Here is a 23,713-nt window from a genome sequence, read left to right as displayed (position 1 = left end):
GATAACTGATAACTGATAACTGATTAAGGTAATTCCACCGAAGTTGGTTTAGCAATATGAGGCAACCCCCAACCCAATTTTTCCCGGAGGATGCGGAAGAATTCCGTTGATTGCAGACGAATAAAATGGACTTGGTGGGGCGATTTCTGCACATTAATTCGATCTTCTGGCAAGATATAAGAACCGCCATTGCCGTCCACTACCATCACCATGCGATTAGCAGTTGCTGGGAAAATATTTACTGTTTCCTTGTCAGAAAATACTAAGGATCTGGAAGCTAAAGAATGGGGACAAATGGGAGCTAATTGTAATACCGGCACATCGGGAGTTATTACCGGGCCACCGGCGCTGAGAGCATAGGCAGTAGAACCGGTCGGAGTGGAGAGAATCACCCCATCGGCAGCGATATCGACGGGTGCGTGTTCACCAATTTGAATCTCAAAATGACACATACTGGTGAGGGGTTCCCGGTGGACGACCACCTCATTGAGAGAAAGTGCCTCCCAGAGGAGGGTATCTTCGCGAAACAGTCGCACCGTGATCATCGAGCGATTTTCGATGGTGTATTTCCCCTCTAGAACCTGCTCTAAGGCGGGTTCAAGCTGATTTAGGTAAATTTCTGTCAAAAAGCCCATGTGTCCCGTATTGACCGTTAACAGGGGCAAATTGAGGGTAGCCAACTGCCGGGCCGCCGATAGGACTGTACCATCGCCACCCAGCACGATCGCAAAACTTAAATCTTGCTCGAAGTGGGGGGGGACTAACTGATCGATCGGGGTAAAACAAACGGGACGAGAGGGTTTAGAATGGCCTAGCAGACCACCGCTGCCGGTAGCCATAAACACCTGCCAACCTAAAGAAAGTAGCTGATCTTGTATCTGATGGGCTGTTTTACAAGCGATAGGCTTAATATCGTTGTAAATAATGCCGATTTTGGGCATTGACAAATTTTCCTACTGCTGGTTCACGCTTTCTTTTTGAAAGGGGTTTTCTTCTTCTTCTGAGCTTTTTGTTTCTCGAAGTCGATTTCCTTGAGCTTCTTGAGAATGCGGCTAAAGTATTCTTGTAAATAGGATTCTAAAGTAGTTGTTTGACTCGGATCAAGGCCAAATACTTGATAAACTTCTGCCATGGGGGCATCAAGAGCTTGACCACTAGCGAGAACTTCCGCAAAAGCTAGTCGGTCAGATATATTATAAGTCCATTGGAAACAACGGCTTATTCCTCGCATAAAACGCAGTAATCCCATGGGTAAACGCCAAATTTTCCCCTCTTTACCCGATAGGCGCTCGCAAACTTCGATAATTTCTTCAGCTTTCCAAGCTTTGCTGCCCACCACGGGATAGGACTGACCGACGGTTTCGGGGACTTCTAAAGCGCGAACGGCGAATTTAGCGATATCTTGGGTGTCCATGTAGGCGATCGCCGTACTTTCTCCCGTGATCCAGACGGTTTGATTATCTAACATCGGGATGGCGTATTGACCGATTAAACCCTGCATAAAGCCACAGGGACGGAGAATTGTAGATTTTAACCCCGATTCTGCTAGAAATTTCTCGGTACAGCGTTTTATCTCCATTAAAGGCACGTTGGGATATTTTTCGGCATTGAGAATCGAAAAGAAAATAAAGCGATCTACTCCGGCAGTTTTGGCCGCTTGAATCAGATTAACTTTACCATCCCAATCCACCTGTTTAATGCTGGCCGAGTCCGTCGCCCGGGCAGTAGCGGCATCGATCACTGCGTCCATTCCCTCTAAAGCAGTAATAATCGTACTTTTATCCCGCAGGGTTCCCCCGACTAATTCCGCGCCCCATTCCTTCAAAAAAGCCGCTTTTCTCTGACTGCGTACCAAACAACGCACTTGATGTCCCTGATCGATGGCATGACGCACGATCTGTCGCCCTAGGGTTCCCGTCGCACCGACAACTAATACTTTCATCTATAATTAATTTTTTGTTACATTTGTTAACACTTCTCTAAGATACTATCAAAAAAGTGGATCATTGGGGATAGAAAAATTCTAAGATTCCCCGATCCCCGTCCAGTTCTACCATTGTTCCCACCGGTAAAGCGGCATTATCGCCATCATGACCGAAAGGTAACTCAGCAATAACCGCAATGCCTAAATCGCCCAAACGCTCTTTTAAGACTTCCTCTACGGTTTGACTATCACTGTCGGGGGCTGCCAGACAACGGCTAAAACGACCGAGAGCAATGGCTTTAATTTGCGAGAAAATGCCCAGCATTCGCCACTGAGTTAACATTCGATCGATCCGGTAGGGTGCCTCGGTTACGTCCTCTAGGGCTAAAATTACCCCCTCTAGGGTGGGTTGAACCGAGGTTCCGAGGAGATGGGTGGCTACGGTTAAATTGGCCGGTAATAAGCGTCCCCGCACTTTGCCCCCACCCCAACCTTGACCGATAAGAGGGGCTAAAGGACGACCTTCCAGAAGAGAAAAGAGGCGATCGATTGATTGGGGACTTTCTTGGGCTAAGGTGGTTAAAACTGGCCCGTGAACGCTACAAATGCCCTGTTTCGCTAAACTCCATAAAATCCCCGTCACGTCGGAAAAACCGATTAACCATTTGGGGTTAGTTTTTGCCCATGTCCAATTTTCTAAGAGGCGAGCGCTACCGTAACCCCCCCTAGCGCAGAGAATTGCTTGACAATCGGCATCTTGCCATGTTTGGGCTAAAGCTTGACGACGTTGCTCGTCGCTACCGGCGAGATAACCGAGACGATTAGCCCAATTCTCGCTAAATTCCACTTGATAACCCCTCGATCGCCAGATTTCTACGCCTTTTTCTAGGGCGGCTAATTCCTTGACGGCTCCACTGGTGGCCACCAGAGAAACTTTAGCACCGGGTTGCAGAAATGATGGGATGATCATAGGTTAATTCTCTTTTGTTGGCAGATTAAGCGGAAATTACAGGTAATTTTGTGACAGTATGAAAACTGACAGCATATTCTATCGAATGTTTCTCGATTTTCCCGATTCGTTCTTTGAATTAATTGAGCGACCCGATGTTATTGTTAGCAATTATCGATTTACTTCTCAAGAAGTTAAACAACTAGCTTTTCGATTGGATGGTTTATTTTTGCCCCTCGATAATCTAGAAAATTTGCCCTTTTATCTGGTAGAAGTGCAGTTTCAAAAGGATGAAGACCTATATTATCGATTATTTTCAGAACTTTTCCTGTATCTTAGACAGTATAAACCTTTGTCACCCTGGCAGATAGTTGTTATTTATCCCAGTCGAGACATTGAGCGAGAACATCCCCAGCAATTTGCTGACTTGTTATCCTTGGACAGGGTTAAAAGAATCTATCTGGATGAATTGCCAAATGACGAGACTCCTTCCTTAGCGATCGCTCTGAGCAAATTGGTTACGGAAAGTGAGAGTCAAGCTGTTAATTCTGCTAAGATTTTAATTAAACAGGCTCAAAGAGAAGTTAGCGATCGCTTAGTGCAGAGAAATGTCATTGATTTAATCGAAACGATAATCATTTATAAGTTACCCCAAAAAAGTCGGGAGGAAATTGAAGCTATGTTGGAACTACAAGACCTAAAACAAACTCGTTTCTATCAAGAAGCTTTTGGAGATGGAATTGAACGGGGAATTGAACAGGGAATAAACTTGCAAAAATTGAAAACAATTCCTCTACTGCAAGACCTCGGTTTAACCCCGCAACAAATCTCGGAACGCTTAGACTTGAATCTGGAAACAGTGCTTAACTATTTGGCACAACAGCAACAATAATCAATCCTGTTTTAACAGTCTAGAAAAGCAGTAATCGAGAGGAAATAGAAGCTATGTTGGAACTACAAGACCTCAAACAAACTCGTTTCTATCAAGAAGCTTTTGGAGATGGAATTGAACGGGGAATTGAACAGGGAATTGAACAGGGAATTGAACAGGGAATTGAACAGGGAATAAACTTGCAAAAATTGAAAACAATTCCTCTACTGCAAGACCTCGGTTTAACCCCACAACAAATCTCGGAACGCTTAGACTTGACTCTGGAAACAGTGCTTAACTATTTGGCACAACAGCAACAATAATTAAACCTGTTTCAACAGTCTAGAAAAGCAGTAATTGCTAAGTAGTGGTAAAATGAATAGTAGCGAATCAGTGACCTTTAACCTATCAGCGATGACTCGATGAATAACGACTTATTGACTTTTATCTTTTGTGTTGTCCTTCTCATTCTCTATCTAGTTTTTTCAGCTTTAACCGAAATGGGAACAAAATGGCCTTGGACAAAAAAATAAGAGAAATACTTATAAAGGTTAATAAACATAAAATCGGGTCAGGGATTCGTCCCTTGGAAAGATTCTATTCGCTCTACTGATAAAATATGAAACTAATTGGTGATATTTCCCCGAGCTTAGATTTATTCTTGTTGCTTTTTTTCTGGCATTGTCTCATCGGTGCCATTGCTACAATCATCGCTATCAATAAAGGCTATCCAAGATTAAATTGGCTAATCTTCGGACTTCTGGGAGGAACCTTTACCTTTTTTATCGCTCTTTTCCTGAAAAAAAAGACCAAAATTTAAGGGATGATATTGCTTGATTATCCTTTAATAGTTCCCATCAACACCTCTAAATCTTCTGCGTCTAACTCCTCTGAGATACCATTGCGAATTAATTCCGAAAAATCCTCATTGGGAACCATAAAACATAGTGCATACAGTCTTCCGTCCCCCACATTTCTAATCTCGTGAATACCCGTGGGACGGACTAATAAACTATCCCCCGGCCTCAGGGGAATCGGTTTACCATCACAGATAGCCATTCCTTCCCCTTTGAGGATAAAAAACATTTCTACGGCAAAATGATGACGATGGGTAGGGGTGCGACCGTGGGGATCGAAAATTTCCACACAGACGGTCAAGGAATCCCCCGCTACGGTAGAATCGAAGACGATCGCTAAACGATTCGTATCCCCAGCACTAATGCGAAAAACTTGATAATCCCGGGGAGATCGAATCACGGGTAACATACAATGATCGCTAGTTAGTTGGCTATTCATCGCTAATTTCGATCGAACTGTGGATGATTCTAAGACTAGCAAAAATTTTCAACTTCGCTCGATTGCGTCCACCACTTTCCTCACATCTACGATCGCGGCCACATCATGAACGCGCAGGATATCGGCCCCCTTGGCGATCGCTATGGCACAGGCCGCCGCCGTTCCAAAAACTCGTTCTTTTGGGTCATCTTTGCCTGTAATATCGCCGATAAAGCGTTTTCTCGACAATCCAATTAAAACAGGTAAATCTAAATCCCGAAATTGCCCTAATTCTCGCAATAACTCAAGATTTTGTCGCCCAGTTTTGGCGAAACCAATCCCCGGATCGATGATAATATTTTCCCTAGCAATACCCCACTGTAAAGCTTCCTTAACGCGATCCTGTAAAAATTCTTTAATTTCCTTGACTAAATTATCATAATGTGTTAACGATTGCATGGTTTGCGGATTGCCCCGCAGGTGCATGAGGATGATGGGAACGGCCAATTTAGCCACCGTAGGCAATAATAGGCGATCGAAGGTTCCCCCAGAAATATCATTGATCAAATCGGCCCCGGCGGCGATACCTTGGGCTGCTACGATCGCCCTAGTGGTATCGAGAGAGATAGGAATAGAACTTTGTTGTCGAATAGCGGTGATTACGGGGATAACTCGCGATAATTCTGCTTCTAGGCTAATTTCTTGCGCTCCCGGACGGGTGGATTGACCACCGATATCGATTATATCTGCCCCAGCCTCGATCATTTTCATCGCCTGTAGCAGGGCATTTTCAACCTTGTCAAATTCTCCCCCATCACTAAAACTATCGGGAGTAACGTTCAAAACACCCATGATATAGGTGCGTTTTCCCCAAGTAAAAATATGTTCACGAATTGTCGTTAAATTAGACATAATAATAGACCTCTTGTAAAAATAAAAAATTGTTGTTAGGGTTAGGAGTCAGGAGTCAGGAGTCAGTAGTCAGGAGAATTAAAAATGAGCATTAATCAGTTAAATGGTCTATTTACATATTTTATGCAATTTAATCCTTACTTTTGCCGTTTTTGAACCTTCACCAATTAATTATGCAAGAGGTTTAATAAATCCTGTAACTGATAACTAACGGTGATAGTTAATTTTTAGGTAGGGAAGAATCTTTTAGTTCAAAATAAGCTTGTACTTCTCCTTTCCAGAGTTGATATTTTTCTTGAATTAGTTGATATTGACTAGCAAAATCGAGGTTACAATCAACGATATTGCTATCGATATCTGATTGCACTAATTCCCGTTCGATCAGGGTTTCTCGGATAAATTTTAAACATTCTTGTCTCAAAGTTTCGGCTTGATCAATAATTAGCTGGACTTGATTAATTGCTCGATCATATAATGGGGTTTGTGAATGAAAAATTTCGGAAGATGCGGACAGATTTCGCAGTCTATGTAATTGATTTTTCTTTTCTACTAAACTAGCAATTTTGGGGTTAATTTCAAAAAGCAAGGTTTTCACCAGAGGAGCCAAGCGGCGAGTGTTAGTATAATCGTAGTTATTAAGGTCTGATTTAATCAGGTGTACCTGTTGTAAATCGACGGTAATATCGTGGAATTGTATCTCGGTTTCGGTGATGGTGGGATGAATCGTTTTAACTTTCCAAGTAGTAACAGAAGTCAACTGCTGGCGATCACTATTGACCATTTGCCGCTCCATTTTCAGCACATCGAGGGGAATGCTATAAAGTTTTTTCTCAGGAATATAGATGACATCGCTACCGAGAATGCGATCAATTTTAGGACGACGATATAAATAATGATACAGGAATCGATAAAAGCTTTTACTGCCTTGAAATATCTGGACAAATAACCAAATTTTCCAGCTGAATAACCCGCTAAGAAAGCGTCCGAATAGATGGGAATTCGAGGAGGGGTTATTCATGAAATTCCGTGATCAGTTATCGATGAGGAATCGGAGGTTTGGTTCTTTTCAGTGTTCGGTAAACAGTAATCAGTAATCAGGGATAAAGATAACTAACTCACTAATTAACTTAAAACTTACATCTGATAACTGATCACTGATCACTGATAACTGATTAAGGACGTTCTCCGGGTAGATTTTTTGAGGATGTTGGTTTCGATCTTACCTGTTGACGACCGTTGCGGATAACCTGTAACATTTGCCCTAATTGTTGATCAAGATGTTCTAAAACTGCTTCGGCATAGTCGTCAGCGCCTTTTTGAATTTCATGACATTCAGCTTGGGTTTTTTGTCGTAACTGTTGCACTTCCTGCATGGTACTGTGACGCATCTGTTCGATTTCATCGAGGGTTTGTTGTTGCAAGGATTCACACTCCTGCTGAACCCGTTGACGAATTTGGGCCGCCTGCCGTTCTGCTTGTTGAATAATACCGGACTCATCGAGAATTTGGGCGGCTCTTTGTTGAGCGGAACGAAGGACTTGTTGAGCGTATTCCTCCGCTTTAGTGATAATTTCCTGTTCTTCCTGCAAAATTGCTAAAGCTTTCTGTACTGCTGGTGGCACGGTTTCATAGATGAGATCTATCTGTTCGGAAATCTGTCCCTCATCGATCATTGTCCAACGGGTGAGGGGGATATGGAAACTATCAAAAATCATCTCTTGCAGACGCGCCAGATCCTGATAGATATCGAAATCGACGGGTGGACTGGGAACCCCACTATTAGAAGTGTTAGGTAGTGCTTTCCTGCGATCATTAGATTCTCGGCGCGCCATAGGTTCAGATCGTCCTCATTGCTGTATTCTAGTATGTTAACTATAGTATGAGTAAATATCTCTAGAAACGTTTTCTGGGACTAGATGGCTGACAGAGCCACCGAATTGAGCGATTTCTTTAACCACACTACTACTTAAAAAACTATATTCTTTAGTGGTAGCTAAAAAAACCGTTTCGATTCCTTCCCAGAGAGTTTTATTGGTATGTGCCATTTGCAGTTCTTTTTCAAAGTCCGAGAGGACCCGCAACCCCCGCAAAAGTACCTTAGCGCCTTTCAATCTGGCATATTCAACCGTCAATCCTGAAAAACTGTCTATCTCAACGTTTTTCAGGTGTTTTGTACAGTAACTGATCTGTTCTATGCGTTTTTCGACGGTAAATAAGGGGTTTTTATGGGGATTGCAGAGAACTGCCACGATTACTCGCTCGAATAGTGGCACACTGCGTTCGATAATATCTAAATGACCGAGTGTAACTGGATCGAAGCTGCCGGGGTAGATGGCGATCATTTCTCAACCTGCACACCTCGCCAAAAAGCGATATATCCTTTAATATTTTGGGCTTTTGGTTTAGGATCGGGATAATACCAAGCGGCATCTTTATTGTCTTGTCCATTTACCCTGAGAGTATAATAACTAGCCTCTCCTTTCCAAGAACAAATGGTATGGGTGTTACTGGGTTGAAAATATTCAGCTTTGATGGTATCGGGGGGAAAATAGTAGTTCCCCTCGACAATTTCACAGTTATCGCTTTCCGCTACCACTGCACCATTCCAAATCGCCTTGGCCATGACACTAACTCCTAGTTCTGGTTCAAAATCATCTTACAACAGAGTTTGTAAATGTTGAACCAGTTGGTTAACCTGCACCACTCCCTCGATTCGATCGATCGGTTGACCATTTTTAAAGACTACTAAAGTCGGTAAAGCTTGAATACCGTACTTGGTGGCTAAATTAGGATATTTGTCTGTATCAATTTTAACAATTTGTAGGCGATTTTTGAAATACATTCCCGTTTGTTCTAGAATCGGGGCCATCATTTGACAAGGACCACACCAAGTGGCATAGAAATCCACTAACACGGGAAGATTAGTGGTTTGCAACAGTTCCTGAAAACTGGAAAACTCTTTTTTGACTGCCATAAATTGTCACCTCGCCAGAAAAATAGCCTTTTCCCTACTATAGCTTTTCTAAATGTCCCTTAGCTCTCCTGCAAAAGTAAGTTCTCGATGTGCTATCGGCTCAAAATATCTTAAAACTCAGATAAATTTGCGATAATTTTCGGTTTTATGGCTAGTATAGTTGTCTCTTGTCTTTTTTATCCTCATCTCCCCACTCCCTATCTCCCTATCTCCCTACCTCCCCATCTCCTGTCTCGGAGTCTCGGAGTCTCCTCACCTAAGGGAAGATTTTTGATTTCTCCAGAGCAGTCATCGATCGCCGGGAAAATGCTAAGTTAAGTAAAGACTCTGAACCAACTCTCCATGAACATCCTAACCAAGCTGCTTTTTCCCGAAACTAAAACCCCAGAGCAAGTAGGTTCGCCGCGAGTACAGAAAAGCCGCCGGGGAATCGAGACCAAATCCGCCGCAGAAATCGTTATTATGCGACAAGCGGGTAAAATTGCCGCCACAGTCCTCAAGGAAATTGCCGAGATCGCTCAACCCGGAATGACGACGGCGGCTCTGGATGCCTACGCAGAAAAACGTATCCGCGAAATGGGTGCTACTCCCAGTTTTAAAGGTTATTATGGCTTTCCTGCCTCGATTTGTGCCTCCGTCGATAACGAAGTCGTTCACGGTATCCCTAGCCCGAAAAAACGCCTCAAAGCCGGTTCTGTGTTAAAGGTAGATACGGGGGCCTACTACCAAGGTTATCATGGGGATTCCTGTATCACGATCGCGATCGGTTCCGTCTCTCCCAAAGCCGAAAAATTAATCCGCGTGGCGGAAGAAGCTTTATATAAAGGCATAAATCAGGTAAAAGCTGGCAATTATCTGCTCGATATTGCAGGAGCGATCGAAGATCACGTTCAAGCTAACGGTTTCCAGGTGGTAGAAGATTTTACTGGTCATGGAGTCGGCAGAAATCTCCACGAAGAACCCTCGGTATTTAATTTTCGCACTCATCAGTTACCCAATGTCAAACTCCGCGCTGGGATGACTCTGGCAATTGAACCAATTGTCAATGGGGGCTCTAAACATACCAGAACTTTGCGCGATCGTTGGACGGTGGTGACGATGGATAATGCTCTCTCTGCTCAATTTGAGCATACTGTCCTAGTAACCGCCACGGGTTACGAAATCCTAACCGATCGCAATAACCTATAAAATTGTCTATAGATTTTTTGCTCCGGAATCTTAATTGAAAATTTATTTAGTGGCAGGATTTAGTCAAAATGTTTAAAAATATCGTTGTTGCCTTAGATTGTGGGGAATTATCGCCTCGAGTCCTTCATGCTTTGAATTCCCTTTCTCTAACGGCAAATTCTCGCATCATCCTCACCCATATCCTCGGTAAGGAGGGAGATGAATCGCCAGTGGATCGCCCTCACTCCTCCCGTGAGATCATTGAAGATCAATTGCGCTGCTATCAATCCCAGATTGCTGCCCCTAGTGAAATCGAAGTCATCTTTGGCGATCCAGCGGAGGAAATTATTCGTTTAGCTAATATCTATCATGCTGATCTGATCCTGATCGGTAGCCGGGGATTAACGGGAGTTCAACGGGTGATCGAAGATTCTGTTAGTAGTCTCGTGGTGGCAGAAGCTACCTGTTCCGTATTGGTGGTAAAAGCATAGCAGCCAGCATTCAGAGTCGAGATTCCCAGACTTGTGAGATAGCTATCAGGGATCGGATTTGAGCATCACTACGGATTAAAATTTGCAAATCTTATTTTTCCCCGATGTTTTCCCCCATACATTCCCCAGTCTTTCCCCACTCACTCCCAAGTTTTCCACAGTTTACCCAGACTTTTCCACAGGCAACAGCGATATAATCGGCACTTACTTCGAGAAAAAATTAATCTTGACTGTAAAAATTCCCATCGATAGATACTGAGTTACTGTTAAGTTGAGTAAATAAAATCTAGCTCTAACCCTTATTCCTTCGTAAATATTAAGTTTTTCTAAAGCATTCCTTTACATCTGGTAATATTGCAACTCCCCCCAACTTGGCTCACAATAGTCCTTACTGTCCACTGCACCAGTCAGGGATTTCCCCACTTCCGATCAGAGGTAAACGATTATGAATACATCAGTCAGTATCTTGGCAGAAATCCCCGAAATCCTCCACCAATCCCTACAACAATATCTAGAAACTCACCCTGGTTGGGATCAAGATGGTGTGTTTACGGCGGCCGTATCATTTTTTCTACTTAATTGTCAATCCTCCGAAAGGATGAATTTTGAGGAGCAAAATAGCTGTGCCAAGGTTTATCTAGAAACTTTGTTCCAGCGCTCGGAGTGCTAATTCGGTGATAATAAGAGTCGGGTCATGGTTAAAAGCCCGATTTTCCCCTATGAATTCCGATAAAACCCCTAATTTAATCATTCCTCAGCTAATTATCGGTTTGGGTAATCCCGAACCCAAATATGATCGCACCCGTCATAATATCGGTTTTGAAGCTGTGGACGCATTAGCGCGGGATTGGGGGCTATCTTGGCAGGAAAATAAGCGATTTCACGGTTTTATCGCTGAGGGTGACAGTTCTCTCCCGGGCAAAATTCGTCTTTTGAAACCCCAAACCTATATGAATCGCTCCGGGCAATCGGTGCGAGCGGTGCTGGACTGGTATAAACTAGCTCCAGAGTCGATTTTAGTCATTTACGATGATATGGATCTGCCCCTAGGCCGGTTGAGAATCCGTCTATCGGGATCGGCGGGCGGACACAACGGTATTAAATCGATGATTGCCCACGTTGGCACGGAAAACTTCGCTCGTTTACGCATAGGAATCGGTAAATCAACCGAAAAAGCGACAATTTCCCACGTTTTAGGCCGATTCACCCCCCAAGAAAACGAAGTGATCTTGAAAGTGTTAGACTTGTCCAGAAAAGCGATCGAACTTGGTCTCAAACAAGGGTTACAAAAGGCAATGAGTCTCTACAATAATCAAAGTGTAGAGATTGGTTCTAATCTATGCTGATAGCAAATAAGCCTGATTTTAGTAATGGTTATAATCGCCGTTTTCGTCTATACTCTTACAGAACCCTCGGTTAAATCTTGATCGCCCTTTGCTAGATTAGGTCAATTTTTATTCTCGATATTAGCAGTTTAAGTATGATTAATCGCCAAAGTTTGCTGAGATTCGCCCACAAGTTGCATCTCATTTTATTGATAATCGCTACAGTTTTTTGTCTCTGGAGTAATCCTGCTTTTGCCCATCGTCCCCATGATGTGATTAGTCAAGTGGAAGTTTCTCCTGATTTCCAGACAGATAATACAGTATATATCTTGGTGCGAAATAACTTTTATAAGTCTAGCGATGGAGGTAACAACTGGACAAGATTAATTCAAGGTTTAGATTATACGGGTGAATTAAGTTCTCTATCCCTATCTCCCCTCAATAAAAATATTCTCTATTTAGCTTCAAGATCCAATGGTATTTATAAAAGTGAAGATGCGGGGGAATCTTGGCAGAAAGTTAATCAGGGTTTAGAAACTGATTTTATTAACTTTGTCCAAATTGCCCCTTCCGATCCTAATATAGCAGCAGCAGTGGGATTAGAAAAAGGGGTTTATTTAACCGAAGATGGCGGTAAAAATTGGTCAAATATTTTTCCCACCACGGCACTGATAACCTCTCTAGCTATTACTCCCAACAATCCAGGGCGAATTTTTTTCGGGGATGAACAGGGTAAATTATACACTTCCTCCGATGGGGGGAAAACTTGGCAAAATCTCACCTTACCCGCTAATGTGGGGGCAGTAGATACAATGGCTTTTTCTCCTAATTTAGACAGGGATAAAACCTTTTTTGTCGGCACAGAAGAAGCAGGTATTTTTAAAACCGTTGATGATGGTAAAACCTTCCAAGCCGTTAACGAAGGAATTAAAGATAAAATCATCGAAGACATCGTTATTTCTCCCCAGTATGCCCAAAATTCAACCCTTTATGCCATTACTTGGTATGACGGAATGTATGTTTCGCAAGATGGGGGCAAAAGTTGGACAAAGATGAGCGAGGGTTTAACCAAAGATAAACAGGCTGATGATTATAAAGTTCCCCATTTTATGGATTTAAAAGTCGTTGAAGATACGATGTTTTTAGGGGGATTTAATGGCTTATTTAAAACCACGGATAGCGGCAAACAATGGCAGGAAATAGAAACTTTAGCCCGGGGAACAGTTATCGCTATGGCGGTTTCTCCTAATTATGCCCAGGATGGTACTGTCGTCATTGCTAATTATGTAGGCAATATCTTCATCAGTCGGGATAAAGGGGAAACTTGGACACCAATTAATCGCGGTTTAGAGGTTTATCGACTTGGTAAAGATCCCGAAGAATCAGGACAAGATCCCCGGCGTTTCTTTGACATTGCCTTTTCTCCTAACTATGGAGAAGATCGAACTGTTTTTGCTGGGTTTTTACGCAATAGATTTGCCAAATCCGATAACGGTGGTGATTTATGGAAAATTATCGAAATTGATGAAGGAGTCCGCGGTCCGCGGATAGTTCCTTCTCCAGATTTTGCCAAGGATAAAACTCTTTTTCTCACCAATCAGCAGGGTAGAATATTTCGTTCTACCGATGGAGGAAATACGGTTAAAAATATCAGTGAAGTGGGCAGAATTTCCGGTAATTATGCCCCTGCTATGGCAGCTTCCCCCGATTTTGCTAAGGATAAAACTTTGTTTGTCACGGGAACGGAGGGTATTTATCAAAGTGTTGATGGTGGACTAACTTGGAAAAATGTCACTCAAGGAACACCCCTATCAAAAACCGCTAATGTGCAGTTGGCAATTTCTCCCAATTATCCCAGTGATGGAACTATTTTTGCTGGGACAATTTCTGGTTTGTTTGTCAGCAAAGATGGGGCTAAAAGTTGGACAAAATTAGAGAAACCGGGGTTTAATCCCAATACCTCAGTAGAAACCATTGCTATCTCTCCTAATTATGCTAATGATCGCACGGTAATAGTTAGTTTACAGGGAGATGGGTTGTTTAAATCTACCGATGGCGGGGAAACTTTTAAATCAATTGGTGATCCTAAAATACCCCTAGTGAAAATTCATAGTATCCCTTCCTCTGGTATCTCCGTCCAGTTTTCTCCTAATTACGCTCAAGATCAAACTTTATTCGGTTTTGGTGGCGCTCAAACTACAGTTTTTCGTTCCACCGATGGGGGAGAAACTTGGACAAGTGTAACTATTCCTCCTCACGCGGAAGAAAATACACCCCGCTATAAAATCGGTGAGTTTTTCTCTGGTCCCCTTGGCACAATCCTGCGCTTAGTTATCCCAATTCTCCTGGCAATCGCCGCTTATTTTCTGGTGGGTTTCCTGAAACTGGAGAAAGTTATTAATCTTCCTAAATCCTTCTTCCCCATGGCAGCAGCATTTATGATTTTTCTGTTTGTTTTCTTCGTTATCATCACCCAAGTTTAGGAGAAATTTTGACCGGCGGGGCTTGACAAATCCCGCCGCTTGCCTTATACTTATATGTATAATGGGAATCCGTGCCTGCCTGCGACCTCTGATTTTTAGGGCAGTCAACCCCTCAGAGAATTAACCATCGGCAACGTAGGGATTGACCATCTTAGCGGGGTCAACAATGCGATCAAAATCATCTTCCTCGATGTATCCTAGTTGCAAGGCTGCCACTTTCAGGGTTAAATCCTTTTCTAGAGCATAATGAGCGACGTAGGCAGCCTTTTGGTAGCCAATCACGGGACTTAAGGCAGTCACCAGCATCAAGGATTGATTTAAAAAAGTCTCAATTTGTTTTTGATTAGCAGTCATCCCCTTAACCAGAAACTGACAGAAATTAGCGCAACCATCAGTGAGCAAACGGATAGACTGCATGAGATTATGAATCAACAGCGGTTTATAGACATTCATCTCCAGATGTCCCCCAGCACCTCCCATCGTCACCGCTAAATCATTAGCCATCACCTGCACTGCTATCATCGATAAAGCTTCGCATTGGGTGGGATTAACTTTCCCCGGCATAATTGAAGAACCCGGTTCATTTTCCGGCAGCTGTAATTCTCCGATTCCACAACGGGGACCACAGCTAAGTAAACGGATATCATTAGCAATTTTATAGAGGGAACTAGCGATAGTTTTCAGTCCCCCGCTCAAGAAAACCAGAGCATCGTGGGAACCTTGCACGGTAAACTTATTAGGAGCGGTAATAAAGGGTAATTTGGTCAGATTAGCGATTTCGGCAGCCACATCTTCAGCAAAACCGAGAGGAGCATTAATTCCCGTACCCACTGCTGTTCCTCCCAAGGATAAACGATAGACTTTTTCTAAACATTTTTCTAGCCAATCGCTGCCATCATCTAATAAACCCACATAACCTGAGAATTCTTGTCCGAGGGTTAAAGGGGTGGCATCCTGTAGGTGAGTGCGACCAATTTTAACTATATTTGCCCATAATTGCGCCTTTTCATCGAGACTATTCCGTAATAGTTGCAGACTGGGAATTAATTTTTCCTTGACTGCCAAAGCAACGGCAATATACATGGCCGAGGGAAAGGAATCATTAGTCGATTGGGACATATTAACATGATCGTTGGGATCCACGGGAGTTTTGCTACCCAAAGGATTCCCCGTCAGTTGACTGCAACGATTGGAGATGACTTCGTTGATGTTCATGTTAAACTGGGTGCCACTTCCCGTCATCCAAACGTAGAGGGGAAAGTTATCCGCGTGTTGTCCGGCTAAAATTTCATCGCAGACTTGACAGATAAGGTTTTTTCTCTCCTCACTCAAGCGCTGTTTTTGCTGATTGACAATTGCACAGGCTTTTTTGAGAATGGCATAGGACCGGATCATCTCCCGGGGCATGAGATTATCACCGATACTAAAGTATTGTAGGGATCTTTGGGTCTGCGCTCCCCAAAGTTTATCGGCAGGTACGGGAATTTCTCCCATGCTGTCTTTCTCGATGCGAAATTCTGTCATCTTTAAGTTACTTCTGCGGTCAGGAAAAGATGGTCGTTATCTGGCCTGAAAAAGGGGGGTCGCAGGGCGACACGGATTCCCATTATAAAAATAATTATAAGTCAAGTCTAGCTAGTTTGTCAAGCCTTATTGAGGATTTTTTCCGATGTTAGGGACCAAAAAGAGCGCAGTTGATCGAGTCGGTTTGATGGGGGCAAATTTATTGCCATGATTATCGGTAACGTCAATGCTAATCGTGAGGCAATTATTCAGCGATCGCTGATCTGGACAATAATTGCTTGCTACCGTTGGACGTTGTGAAAACTTTCTCAATTGCTGAGGAGCGATCGCCTAATGCTGGATTAACTTATTCACTGGGATCAAGTTACAGCTTTGTAAAAGATTGGTTACAGACTAAGCCAAGAGAGAAAACTAGGGGTAAATTGACAGTAATGTTGCCGATCACCCCTAAAAAACGACAACAATTAGTGCTGTTTACAGTACGCCAATCTGCCTAACAGGCTTTTGGGCGTGATATACGGAAAACTTCTCAAAAAAATGCGTATTTGGCGTGATATACAGAAATTTTCCATATATTGTTACCTTGGAGAGTGTTATACGGAAAGTTTCTCTATAATCCTTAGTTATACCACTCACCGAAATTATCCTACACACTTTTAACTGAGAGGGAACCAAAAATGGCTATAAAGCGAGAAGTTGAAAAAAATGGACCGCTAACAGTTGAAAGGTGGGTTGAAACCACTATTCTTGCTATTGACGTAGTACATATTTTGCATGAAATGAAAGAAACAGGTACAAATAAAGACGGTGTTAGTTTTTTATCTAGGCATTATTATAAACAAGGCTCAGAATGGCATCAAGTTACTTATGACGTTATTCCACAGATAGAAACTGGAAAATTACAGATTTCTTCACGAATGATATATGAATGGGAAATTTCTAAGATAACAGGAGATCATATAGGAAAGTTAAAAGTACGTGAATCATATGATAAAAATGGGAACCTTAAAAGACGTGAAGAATTTAGGGACTGGCGTGGGAATAATATCCCAGCTTTGAAAATCGCTCTGTAGAAGAATCAGACCAGCCAGATGGCACATTATCAAAGCGCAAGTCCCTTATTGGAAGGGGGTTCTCGAAGGCTCTCCCCCTACTTAGGGTGATCAGCAAACCCCCTGCGCGCGGAGGGCGCAAGCTTTGCGCCCCGACAGTAACGGATTTTGTCCACAATGTAGGGGCGAACTGCGTTCGCCCAAAAGGTACATTATCAAAGCGCAAGTCCCTTAGCTGATTCGGCGTAATAGTAGTGTGATCGCCCATCTTGTAGTGCGATCGCCGATCTTGATAGGTTAGATTGACAAAAGGAAACCCAACACCCTCGGAATCAAGATTAAATCTGGTAGGATAGAGATTGGAGAGGTTTTCTAGATTGCTGTGAGCGAAACCGTCTATATTGAAACCAGTATTTTAGGCTATCTTACTGCTCGACCCAGCAGAGATATTATTGTGGCGGCTAATATTGAGGTGACGAGGGAGTGGTGGGATACTCGCCGCAGTGACTTCCAATTGTATTCGTCTCAGGCAGTCGTGAGAGAAACTTCCCAAGGCGATGATGCGATCGCCTCTCAACGACTAGAAATTCTTAGCAATCTATTTTTACTCGACTTGAACCAATCTGTGCTGGATTTAGCAGAGCAATTTTTGGAACGCAGCAACCTTCCCGCAAAAGCTGATGTTGGATGCTGTTCATATCGCCGCCGCAACCGTTCACGGCATGGATTATTTGCTGACATGGAATTGTAAGCACATTGCCAACGCTCAAATTCAGGGAAAGTTGGCAGAGATCAGCCTTGATTTTGGATATGAGTTACCGATTCTTTGTACACCCTATGAACTTCTCGGAGGTTGATTATGTTTCAGGATGAGATTGTGGAAGAGATCCACAGAATTCGTGAAGAGTACTCTCGGTCATTCAATCATGACTTGAAAGCCATCTTTGCTGATTTGCAAAAGCAACAAGCTGAAAGTGGCAGAGAAGTTGTAACTTTATCTCGAAAACACGGTCTAACAAAACGTTGGAGCGGACGAGCGAGAGATATTGATAGTGGTGCAAAGGATATTAGCCGCCGCTCAACTTAGCCGTTATGCAGCAGCCCAATATCTATCCCTCTTTTGTCACTCTCGGAGACGGAGATCCCCCAACACTTGATGAAATGGTTATTCCGGCGATTTGACCTCAAAATAGATTTCTTAATAGAAAATAATTGGGTGATCGCCGTCTAGGTAGTGATCGCCGATCTTGTAGGGTGCGTTACTTAACGCACCTTTTTACTTTTAATTGTGATAAATTTGTAATATTTATGCGTTACACTTCGCTAAGATATCCTAAGAAAAAAAACCTTGAAGTTATCGGCGATCACTGATAAACTATACATAGAAACAAATATATAAAATCTTTAAGGAGATAAATATGACATTTAGTGAAGTCGTAGAAGCAATTAAAACCTTATCTTTAGGAGAAAAGGAAGAGATACAATTTCTTTTAGAACAGTTTTTAAGAGAAGAGCAACGTGACAAAATTTATCAAAACTATTTGGTAGCCAAACAGAACGAGAAAGAAGGAAAACTAAAATTTTCCTCAGATACAGATGAACTAATGCAGTTTTTAGAAGAATAATGATAGAAATTAGTTTTGATGAGTCTTTTAAGCGAGGCTTCAAAAAACGTTTTCAAGGCGACCATGAGTTAGAAAGAAAATTTCGGACAAAGCTAGAAAAATTTCAAGAAAATCCGTTTGATCCATCTCTCAAAACTCATAAATTATCAGGCAAACTTAAAGAATTATGGAGTTTTAGTATTGAGTATAATCAAAGAGTGATATTTTATTTTACAGACGATGAAAAAGCCGTTTTTGTTGATATTGGTAATCACGATCAAGTCTATTAATTGAAAGTGATAGCCGCTATTGTAGGGTGCGTCCTACGCACCTTTTGGCGTTGCTGAATCAAGGTATGAATGCCGACTGTGCATCGTATCCAAAAGTTAGTTTGAGTCTAGGTTTTAAAAATCCCACAAAAGAAGATTCATATCTCAAATCAGCAACGCCCACCTTTAAACATAATTATTTCAAGATAGAACCAAAACTGCTATATTAGGACAGAGGCAATTAGTAAAAAACTCATTTAGGGACTATGGACATAGCGATCGCATTGAGTTGGACTTTGGGAATTATCTTAGGGTTAATGACCCTTCTATTTATCTTACGGATCGTGCTGACTTGGAATCCACAGGTAGATTTAAATAGCTTTCCCTTTAATATTATTGCCTGGCCCACAGAACCTTTTTTAATCCCCGTGCGTCAACTCATCCCACCCTTGGGAGGAGTTGATATTTCTCCGATTATTTGGGTGGGAATTTGTACGCTGCTGCGGGAAATTCTTCTCGGTCAACAGGGTTTAATTACCATGGCCTTTAAATAATTATTCACGCGACTAGAATGTGCTGACATAATTTATGTTCTAACTCTCGTTCCTGTTTTTCTAGGGTAATAATCGCCTGTTTGATAATACTTTTAACATCCATACCCTGGTCGAATTGTTTTAGCCATTGTTGTGCGGTGTTACCTTCGCGGAGGATTTTTTGTAGGGGAGAGAGGAAACAACTAAAACCCCTTTCTTTAGCGATCGGATAAACTTGAACATAGAGGTCTTTAATCCAATCCCTAGCTAAGATTTCCCGTCCATCGTACCAATGTTTCAGGGTGGCATCAAGACTAAAACGTGCGGCAGCCTGTTCGTTTTCTTGGGTTAAAGTTAATAGATCCTCGCCGCGATTGCTGCTGGGTAATTGACTTAAAATTAAGGGGTCTAATTGGGGATCGTGCAGAAGTTGAGTTAAACGGGCCTCTAAAAAAGCCATAACTGCTAATAAACTAATAGGATCAGCAATTAGGTCACAAATTCGCAATTCTAGACGATTGAGATTATAGGGACGATTGCTACCGTTAGGACGTACCGAAACCCAGAGATGACGAACATTCTGCATCGTACCGAGTTTTAATTGTTCCTCAGTCCAAGTGACAAAATGTTTATGACTTTCAAACAGGGGAACATAAGCGGGAGTTTGGGGGAAAACTTGCCAACGACGGGAATGGGAACCAGTGATTTTACCATCGAGAAAAGGAGAGGAAGCACTTAAAGCCAAGTATAAAGGAGCTTCTAGGCGAATTAAGCGACAGGCCCGCATTAAATCCTCATAATCGCTAATACCGACGTTAATATGAATACTGGCCGTGACTACATTAGTGCCGTAGGTCTGTTCAATATAGTCATGATAGGGATTGTGGGGGTCACTGCGATAAAAATATTGACTATCGCCCAAGGAGAGGGTACTGCCAGGGATGAGGGTATAATCACCTAAACGACGCAAATATTGCCGTAGGGCCAGACGAGGTTTTAAAGTAGCGCATAAAAGACGGTCATAGTTAGTCATGGGGGCCGTGGTATATTCTACGTTACGACTATCCGGTTCCCGCACAAAACCATCTAAATCCTTGACAATGCGATCGGATAAACCGATAATTTCTCCGGCTGCTGTTCCGGTGTACATTTCCACTTCAAAACCTTTACTTAGGAGCATCGTCAATTTACCCTGCTGTGTCTATTTTGTAGTGTGACATTATTTGGACTGTAAATGACGTTCAATCAGCAGAATCGCTACTATATCATCAATGGGGCGACCAGGAAGACGCATACCTTGGGGGATGAGTTTCTGTAATCCTTTGGGGGGGAACATTTGCCAATAGCGATCGCGCGCTTCTAGGGTACTATTGCGTTCATCTACTAGAGTAATCGGGATGGTGACACGAGCGGCAATTTTTTCGCGCCAACTTTTCGAGGTGGTTTGATTCCCCATCACCAATAATTCGATCGGATACTGTTGACAGAGACTGGCTAAACGCTCGATCGCTTGTGACGATGCTATCACCTCATGGGTATAAATTTTCCCTGTCGATGACCTAACCGCGATCCCACATTTGTCCTTACCCGGATCAAAACCGAGAATACACATAGTTTTTATCTCCTGCAGCAGTGGTCGGTTTTATTAAATCATTAAATTAGGGTGTTGGGTGTTGGGGATTTCAGTTGAAATTCCCCACTTCCCCACTTCCCCACTTCCCCTAATGGTCTAATCTAGGAATAGGACTCTATTATCGCAGTCCGACGCTCTAGACCAGAAGAGGTGCAAATTTATGAAAGCTGAAGATTTTGACCGCAAATTTGATGATGGAGAAAATATCATCGAATACTTGGATTTAACTAAAATTAAACGTTCTAATTCCGAGGAACAAACAATTGCCTTTGAGTTTCCCTCATGGATAATAGAGGCTCTTGAGCAAGAAAGTCAGCCTCGTGATTTACCGTTATAAGGTATTGCCCTGATTATTATTGATTTGATGGGGGCAAAAGTTATTTAATTAACATCACTTTTATCTAAGTTCCCCGTTCCCTTAATCCTCTTTCATATCTCAAATTAGCAACGCCTAGGGAGAGTTTGTTGATAGCCAAGGGCTAAGAGATGACAGAGTTGGTGATATAGTAACTAAAGATCACAGTTAAATCTAATCTGGCAACCCCAAAAATCTCCCGTCTCTAACATCAGTTTCAGCGATGAAATGAGGTAAGAATTTTGACCAAAATAATTAGCGATCGCATTGCCGTTTATCTGCTCATCGGTGGACTCCTGTTTAGAACAATCATCGCCCTGGGGCTTTATCCCGGGTACGATGAGGCCTATTATTACGTTTACAGCCATAATCTGGATTGGAGTTATTTCGATCATCCGCCAATAGTAGCGATTTCCACGGGTTTTGGGACTTGGATCACGGGATTAGTCAATCAATTTACCATTCGCTTCGGTACTCTCCTTCTCTATACTGGTAGCCTCTGCTTGCTATATCTGACGGCTTTACAATTGTTCAGTCTGCCGGTCGCCAGAATGACTTTAGCGATCGCCACTCTCATCCCCATCTATGGGATCGTCTTCGGGATTCTCTCGCAGCCAGATAGTCCTTTAATCTTTTTTTGGTCATTAACAGTCTATTTAGCAGCGCAAGAATTCTGGCCAATTCGGGAAAAAAACTATCATCCTAGCTATCGTCTCGCTTATATTGGACTTGCCGTAGGATTGGCGGTTTTAAGTAAATATCACGGCTTTATTTTAGGCTTTGGTTTAGTTTTATTTTGTCTGACCACTCCCCGCTATTGGCCTGTATTTAGATCGCCATGGTTGGGATTAGGATTTATTCTCTTTTTGATAACTTTATTGCCGATTATCTACTGGAATATTAACCATGATTGGATTTCCTTTCGCTTTCATTTAGAAGACCGTTTTTCTGGAGAACCAAAAACCTTTAATATTCTCGGTATTCTCTCGGTTATTGGCATTAGTGTCGCCACGATGTTTCCTCCTTTCGGTTTACCGATGTGGTGGGTGACATTTAAAAGCTTTGGCGAACAAATTCCTAATTTTATCTCTAAAAAAAGATTTTTTCATCGAGAAGAAGAATCCCTAAAAAAATGGTTAATTCTCTCGGTTTCTCTGCCTTTAATCTTGGGAATGCTTTATGTGGGTGCTTCCCATTATCTCGCCCCTAGTTGGATTTTACCAGGGTTCTGGTCCTGCACAATTTTATTAGGAGAAAAGGCCAATACTTGGCAGCAATCTTCTCGAATTTGGGTAAAAAGATGGTTATGGGGATCGGGAATTTTTATCGTTACTGTTTTATCTATAGCAATGCTTCACGTTACTTTTGGCACTTTCCAAAAACCTAGTCAATACGCAATTTTTGGGGGAATTATTGCCCCAGAACAAGACCCTTCTCGGGAAATTGTCGATATCAATCAACTGCGTCAAGGCTTTGCTAATTCTCCCGAATTATTAGCACTCTTAAAAGATTCTAGTTTCGTTTTTACCAATAGTTTTTATGTGACAGCATGGCTAGATATGGCCCTTTATCCCCTAGTTCCTATCCCCGTAACCTGTTTTAACAACGATCAAAGGGGTTATCAAATTTGGTTTAATCCTCAAGAATGGATCGGTAAAAATGGTTTATTAATTACTACAAATAGTTCTCTAGAAAGACGGGAAATAATCGATCGCTACCGTCCCTATTTCCAAGATATAATTAAAGTAGCTGTCATTCCGATCAAGCGCGGTGGTGTTACCATCGAACAATTTCATGTTTACCAAGCTAAAGGACTAATTAAAATCTATCCTTAAAGCAGTTATCAGTTATTAGCGGGTTCCTATTTCCTGAATTTTGTAACCTTTTTTACTTTTTACTTGATAAATATGTCCATTCATCGAGTGCGTATTGCTAGAGATAAAGGGGAATTTGTCCAGTCCTTAGTTAATTTTAATCAGGGAATTGGACCCTTTCAAACCTATGCTGATGTCATCGCTTTTGCGGCGGCTTTAGGGGTAAAATATCAAGAAAGGGTGACGATAGAAAATGTGGCGAAGGAACCCTCACCTATTAACCTCGAAATTTTTATTTCTCGTGGCTACGATACCCTAATCAAATTATTGGCAGTCAATGAATTCCAAGACACGAAAATTCTTTCTCCCCACGGGGTAGATTCGGAAGCTTTGCGAGTGACAATTTTCGAGGAATATGCCAACGCTGGTTTAGCAAGATTAGAACGAGAATTGCGCGGTGCAGTGGATTATACTGAAAGATTATTGTTAATAATCAGTCAAGAACGCTTTCGAGAAATTACTGCCACCACGGAATTCGATTTAGGCAGATTTTTGTAG

28 protein-coding genes and 2 pseudogenes are annotated in these 23,713 nt (G+C 42.3%); 17 read left to right on the top strand and 13 right to left on the bottom strand.

Annotated features, from left to right (window positions below):
• Positions 1-23: 23 nt before the first annotated feature.
• The 3 genes from GQR42_RS00285 to GQR42_RS00275 all read right to left on the bottom strand — a co-directional run bounded on the left by GQR42_RS00285 (position 24) and on the right by GQR42_RS00275 (position 2,894).
• Positions 24-941 carry an NAD(+) kinase gene (locus GQR42_RS00285; protein ID WP_158198466.1) on the bottom strand — a complete coding sequence of 306 codons (918 nt, stop codon included), beginning with the start codon at positions 939-941 and terminating at the stop codon, positions 24-26.
• Between the two features lie 23 nt (positions 942-964).
• A complete protein-coding gene (locus GQR42_RS00280) occupies positions 965-1,942 on the bottom strand; it encodes an SDR family oxidoreductase (RefSeq protein WP_158198465.1) in 978 nt (325 codons plus the stop codon).
• 61 nt (positions 1,943-2,003) lie between these two features.
• Positions 2,004-2,894, bottom strand: coding sequence for a S66 peptidase family protein (locus GQR42_RS00275; protein WP_158198464.1), 891 nt, complete (start codon positions 2,892-2,894; stop codon positions 2,004-2,006).
• A 58-nt stretch (positions 2,895-2,952) separates the two neighbouring features.
• On the opposite strand from GQR42_RS00275, the gene GQR42_RS00270 reads away from it, so the two are divergent.
• From GQR42_RS00270 to GQR42_RS00260, 3 genes and pseudogenes are all read left to right on the top strand, one after another.
• Entirely contained in the window at positions 2,953-3,765 is an 813-nt protein-coding gene (locus tag GQR42_RS00270; protein WP_158198463.1) for an Rpn family recombination-promoting nuclease/putative transposase, read from the top strand.
• 32 nt (positions 3,766-3,797) lie between these two features.
• A pseudogene (locus GQR42_RS00265) lies at positions 3,798-4,067 on the top strand (Rpn family recombination-promoting nuclease/putative transposase); the annotation flags it as partial.
• Between the two features lie 296 nt (positions 4,068-4,363).
• Positions 4,364-4,564 carry a hypothetical protein gene (locus GQR42_RS00260; protein ID WP_158198461.1) on the top strand — a complete coding sequence of 67 codons (201 nt, stop codon included), beginning with the start codon at positions 4,364-4,366 and terminating at the stop codon, positions 4,562-4,564.
• 17 nt (positions 4,565-4,581) lie between these two features.
• Here the strand turns inward: GQR42_RS00260 and GQR42_RS00255 are convergent, their stop codons facing one another.
• The 7 genes from GQR42_RS00255 to trxA form a co-directional block, all read right to left on the bottom strand.
• Positions 4,582-5,040, bottom strand: coding sequence for a cupin domain-containing protein (locus tag GQR42_RS00255; protein WP_158202326.1), 459 nt, complete (start codon positions 5,038-5,040; stop codon positions 4,582-4,584).
• 48 nt (positions 5,041-5,088) lie between these two features.
• Entirely contained in the window at positions 5,089-5,931 is an 843-nt protein-coding gene (gene folP / locus GQR42_RS00250) for a dihydropteroate synthase (protein ID WP_158198460.1), read from the bottom strand.
• Positions 5,932-6,151: 220 nt separating this feature from the next.
• A complete protein-coding gene (locus GQR42_RS00245) occupies positions 6,152-6,949 on the bottom strand; it encodes a hypothetical protein (RefSeq protein ID WP_158198459.1) in 798 nt (265 codons plus the stop codon).
• Positions 6,950-7,103: 154 nt separating this feature from the next.
• Positions 7,104-7,763 carry a hypothetical protein gene (locus GQR42_RS00240; RefSeq protein WP_158198458.1) on the bottom strand — a complete coding sequence of 220 codons (660 nt, stop codon included), beginning with the start codon at positions 7,761-7,763 and terminating at the stop codon, positions 7,104-7,106.
• A 36-nt stretch (positions 7,764-7,799) separates the two neighbouring features.
• Positions 7,800-8,273 carry a pantetheine-phosphate adenylyltransferase gene (gene coaD, locus GQR42_RS00235; protein ID WP_002750042.1) on the bottom strand — a complete coding sequence of 158 codons (474 nt, stop codon included), beginning with the start codon at positions 8,271-8,273 and terminating at the stop codon, positions 7,800-7,802.
• Positions 8,270-8,554, bottom strand: coding sequence for a DUF427 domain-containing protein (locus tag GQR42_RS00230; protein WP_158198457.1), 285 nt, complete (start codon positions 8,552-8,554; stop codon positions 8,270-8,272). Before GQR42_RS00230 ends, coaD begins: the two co-directional genes overlap by 4 nt.
• A gap of 33 nt (positions 8,555-8,587) precedes the next feature.
• Positions 8,588-8,905, bottom strand: coding sequence for a thioredoxin (gene trxA, locus GQR42_RS00225; RefSeq protein WP_002765348.1), 318 nt, complete (start codon positions 8,903-8,905; stop codon positions 8,588-8,590).
• Between the two features lie 342 nt (positions 8,906-9,247).
• Here trxA and map point away from each other — a divergent pair, with 342 nt between their 5' ends.
• The 5 genes from map to GQR42_RS00200 all read left to right on the top strand — a co-directional run bounded on the left by map (position 9,248) and on the right by GQR42_RS00200 (position 14,371).
• Positions 9,248-10,093, top strand: coding sequence for a type I methionyl aminopeptidase (map, locus tag GQR42_RS00220; protein WP_158198456.1), 846 nt, complete (start codon positions 9,248-9,250; stop codon positions 10,091-10,093).
• 68 nt (positions 10,094-10,161) lie between these two features.
• A complete protein-coding gene (locus GQR42_RS00215) occupies positions 10,162-10,563 on the top strand; it encodes a universal stress protein (RefSeq protein WP_158198455.1) in 402 nt (133 codons plus the stop codon).
• 445 nt (positions 10,564-11,008) lie between these two features.
• Positions 11,009-11,233 carry a DUF2811 domain-containing protein gene (locus GQR42_RS00210; RefSeq protein ID WP_158198454.1) on the top strand — a complete coding sequence of 75 codons (225 nt, stop codon included), beginning with the start codon at positions 11,009-11,011 and terminating at the stop codon, positions 11,231-11,233.
• A gap of 49 nt (positions 11,234-11,282) precedes the next feature.
• Positions 11,283-11,909, top strand: a complete 627-nt coding sequence (gene pth / locus GQR42_RS00205) for an aminoacyl-tRNA hydrolase (protein WP_158198453.1) — start codon at positions 11,283-11,285, stop codon at positions 11,907-11,909.
• A gap of 134 nt (positions 11,910-12,043) precedes the next feature.
• Positions 12,044-14,371 carry a WD40/YVTN/BNR-like repeat-containing protein gene (locus GQR42_RS00200; RefSeq protein ID WP_158198452.1) on the top strand — a complete coding sequence of 776 codons (2,328 nt, stop codon included), beginning with the start codon at positions 12,044-12,046 and terminating at the stop codon, positions 14,369-14,371.
• Between the two features lie 120 nt (positions 14,372-14,491).
• Here the strand turns inward: GQR42_RS00200 and fumC are convergent, their stop codons facing one another.
• Positions 14,492-15,895: a class II fumarate hydratase gene (fumC, locus tag GQR42_RS00195; protein ID WP_158198451.1), complete on the bottom strand. Its 1,404-nt coding sequence runs from the start codon at positions 15,893-15,895 to the stop codon at positions 14,492-14,494.
• 677 nt (positions 15,896-16,572) lie between these two features.
• On the opposite strand from fumC, the gene GQR42_RS00190 reads away from it, so the two are divergent.
• From GQR42_RS00190 to GQR42_RS00165, 6 genes and pseudogenes are all read left to right on the top strand, one after another.
• Positions 16,573-16,968 carry a hypothetical protein gene (locus GQR42_RS00190; RefSeq protein WP_158198450.1) on the top strand — a complete coding sequence of 132 codons (396 nt, stop codon included), beginning with the start codon at positions 16,573-16,575 and terminating at the stop codon, positions 16,966-16,968.
• Positions 16,969-17,329: 361 nt separating this feature from the next.
• Positions 17,330-17,804 (top strand): annotated as a pseudogene (locus GQR42_RS00185) (type II toxin-antitoxin system VapC family toxin).
• Positions 17,805-17,806: 2 nt separating this feature from the next.
• The gene (locus tag GQR42_RS00180; protein ID WP_158198449.1) at positions 17,807-18,034 is read left to right on the top strand and encodes a hypothetical protein; all 228 of its coding nucleotides are present in this window, start codon (positions 17,807-17,809) and stop codon (positions 18,032-18,034) included.
• Between the two features lie 331 nt (positions 18,035-18,365).
• Positions 18,366-18,572 (top strand): hypothetical protein, encoded by a 207-nt coding sequence (locus GQR42_RS00175; protein WP_158198448.1) that lies wholly within the window; start codon positions 18,366-18,368, stop codon positions 18,570-18,572.
• Positions 18,572-18,841, top strand: coding sequence for a type II toxin-antitoxin system RelE/ParE family toxin (locus GQR42_RS00170; protein WP_199273249.1), 270 nt, complete (start codon positions 18,572-18,574; stop codon positions 18,839-18,841). The genes GQR42_RS00175 and GQR42_RS00170 overlap by 1 nt, the downstream gene beginning before the upstream one ends.
• A gap of 245 nt (positions 18,842-19,086) precedes the next feature.
• Complete coding sequence (locus tag GQR42_RS00165; RefSeq protein WP_158198447.1) at positions 19,087-19,374, top strand: YggT family protein; 288 nt, start codon at positions 19,087-19,089, stop codon at positions 19,372-19,374.
• Positions 19,375-19,378: 4 nt separating this feature from the next.
• On the opposite strand, the gene gshA is transcribed toward GQR42_RS00165, so the two are convergent.
• Entirely contained in the window at positions 19,379-20,533 is a 1,155-nt protein-coding gene (gene gshA, locus GQR42_RS00160; protein ID WP_158198446.1) for a glutamate--cysteine ligase, read from the bottom strand.
• 39 nt (positions 20,534-20,572) lie between these two features.
• Complete coding sequence (locus tag GQR42_RS00155; RefSeq protein ID WP_158198445.1) at positions 20,573-20,965, bottom strand: pre-16S rRNA-processing nuclease YqgF; 393 nt, start codon at positions 20,963-20,965, stop codon at positions 20,573-20,575.
• 181 nt (positions 20,966-21,146) lie between these two features.
• On the opposite strand from GQR42_RS00155, the gene brnA reads away from it, so the two are divergent.
• The 3 genes from brnA (at position 21,147) to GQR42_RS00140 (ending at position 23,713) form a co-directional block, all read left to right on the top strand.
• On the top strand, positions 21,147-21,323 hold the full coding sequence (gene brnA, locus GQR42_RS00150; protein WP_158198444.1) for a type II toxin-antitoxin system BrnA family antitoxin: 177 nt from the start codon (positions 21,147-21,149) through the stop codon (positions 21,321-21,323).
• 260 nt (positions 21,324-21,583) lie between these two features.
• Positions 21,584-23,176 (top strand): ArnT family glycosyltransferase, encoded by a 1,593-nt coding sequence (locus tag GQR42_RS00145; protein ID WP_158198443.1) that lies wholly within the window; start codon positions 21,584-21,586, stop codon positions 23,174-23,176.
• A gap of 72 nt (positions 23,177-23,248) precedes the next feature.
• Positions 23,249-23,713: a DNA phosphorothioation-associated protein 4 gene (locus GQR42_RS00140; RefSeq protein ID WP_158198442.1), complete on the top strand. Its 465-nt coding sequence runs from the start codon at positions 23,249-23,251 to the stop codon at positions 23,711-23,713.

It is taken from the genome of Microcystis aeruginosa FD4 (assembly GCF_009792235.1).
In the GTDB taxonomy this organism is placed as follows: domain Bacteria; phylum Cyanobacteriota; class Cyanobacteriia; order Cyanobacteriales; family Microcystaceae; genus Microcystis; species Microcystis viridis.
This window is presented reverse-complemented; position numbering and strand designations above follow the sequence as displayed.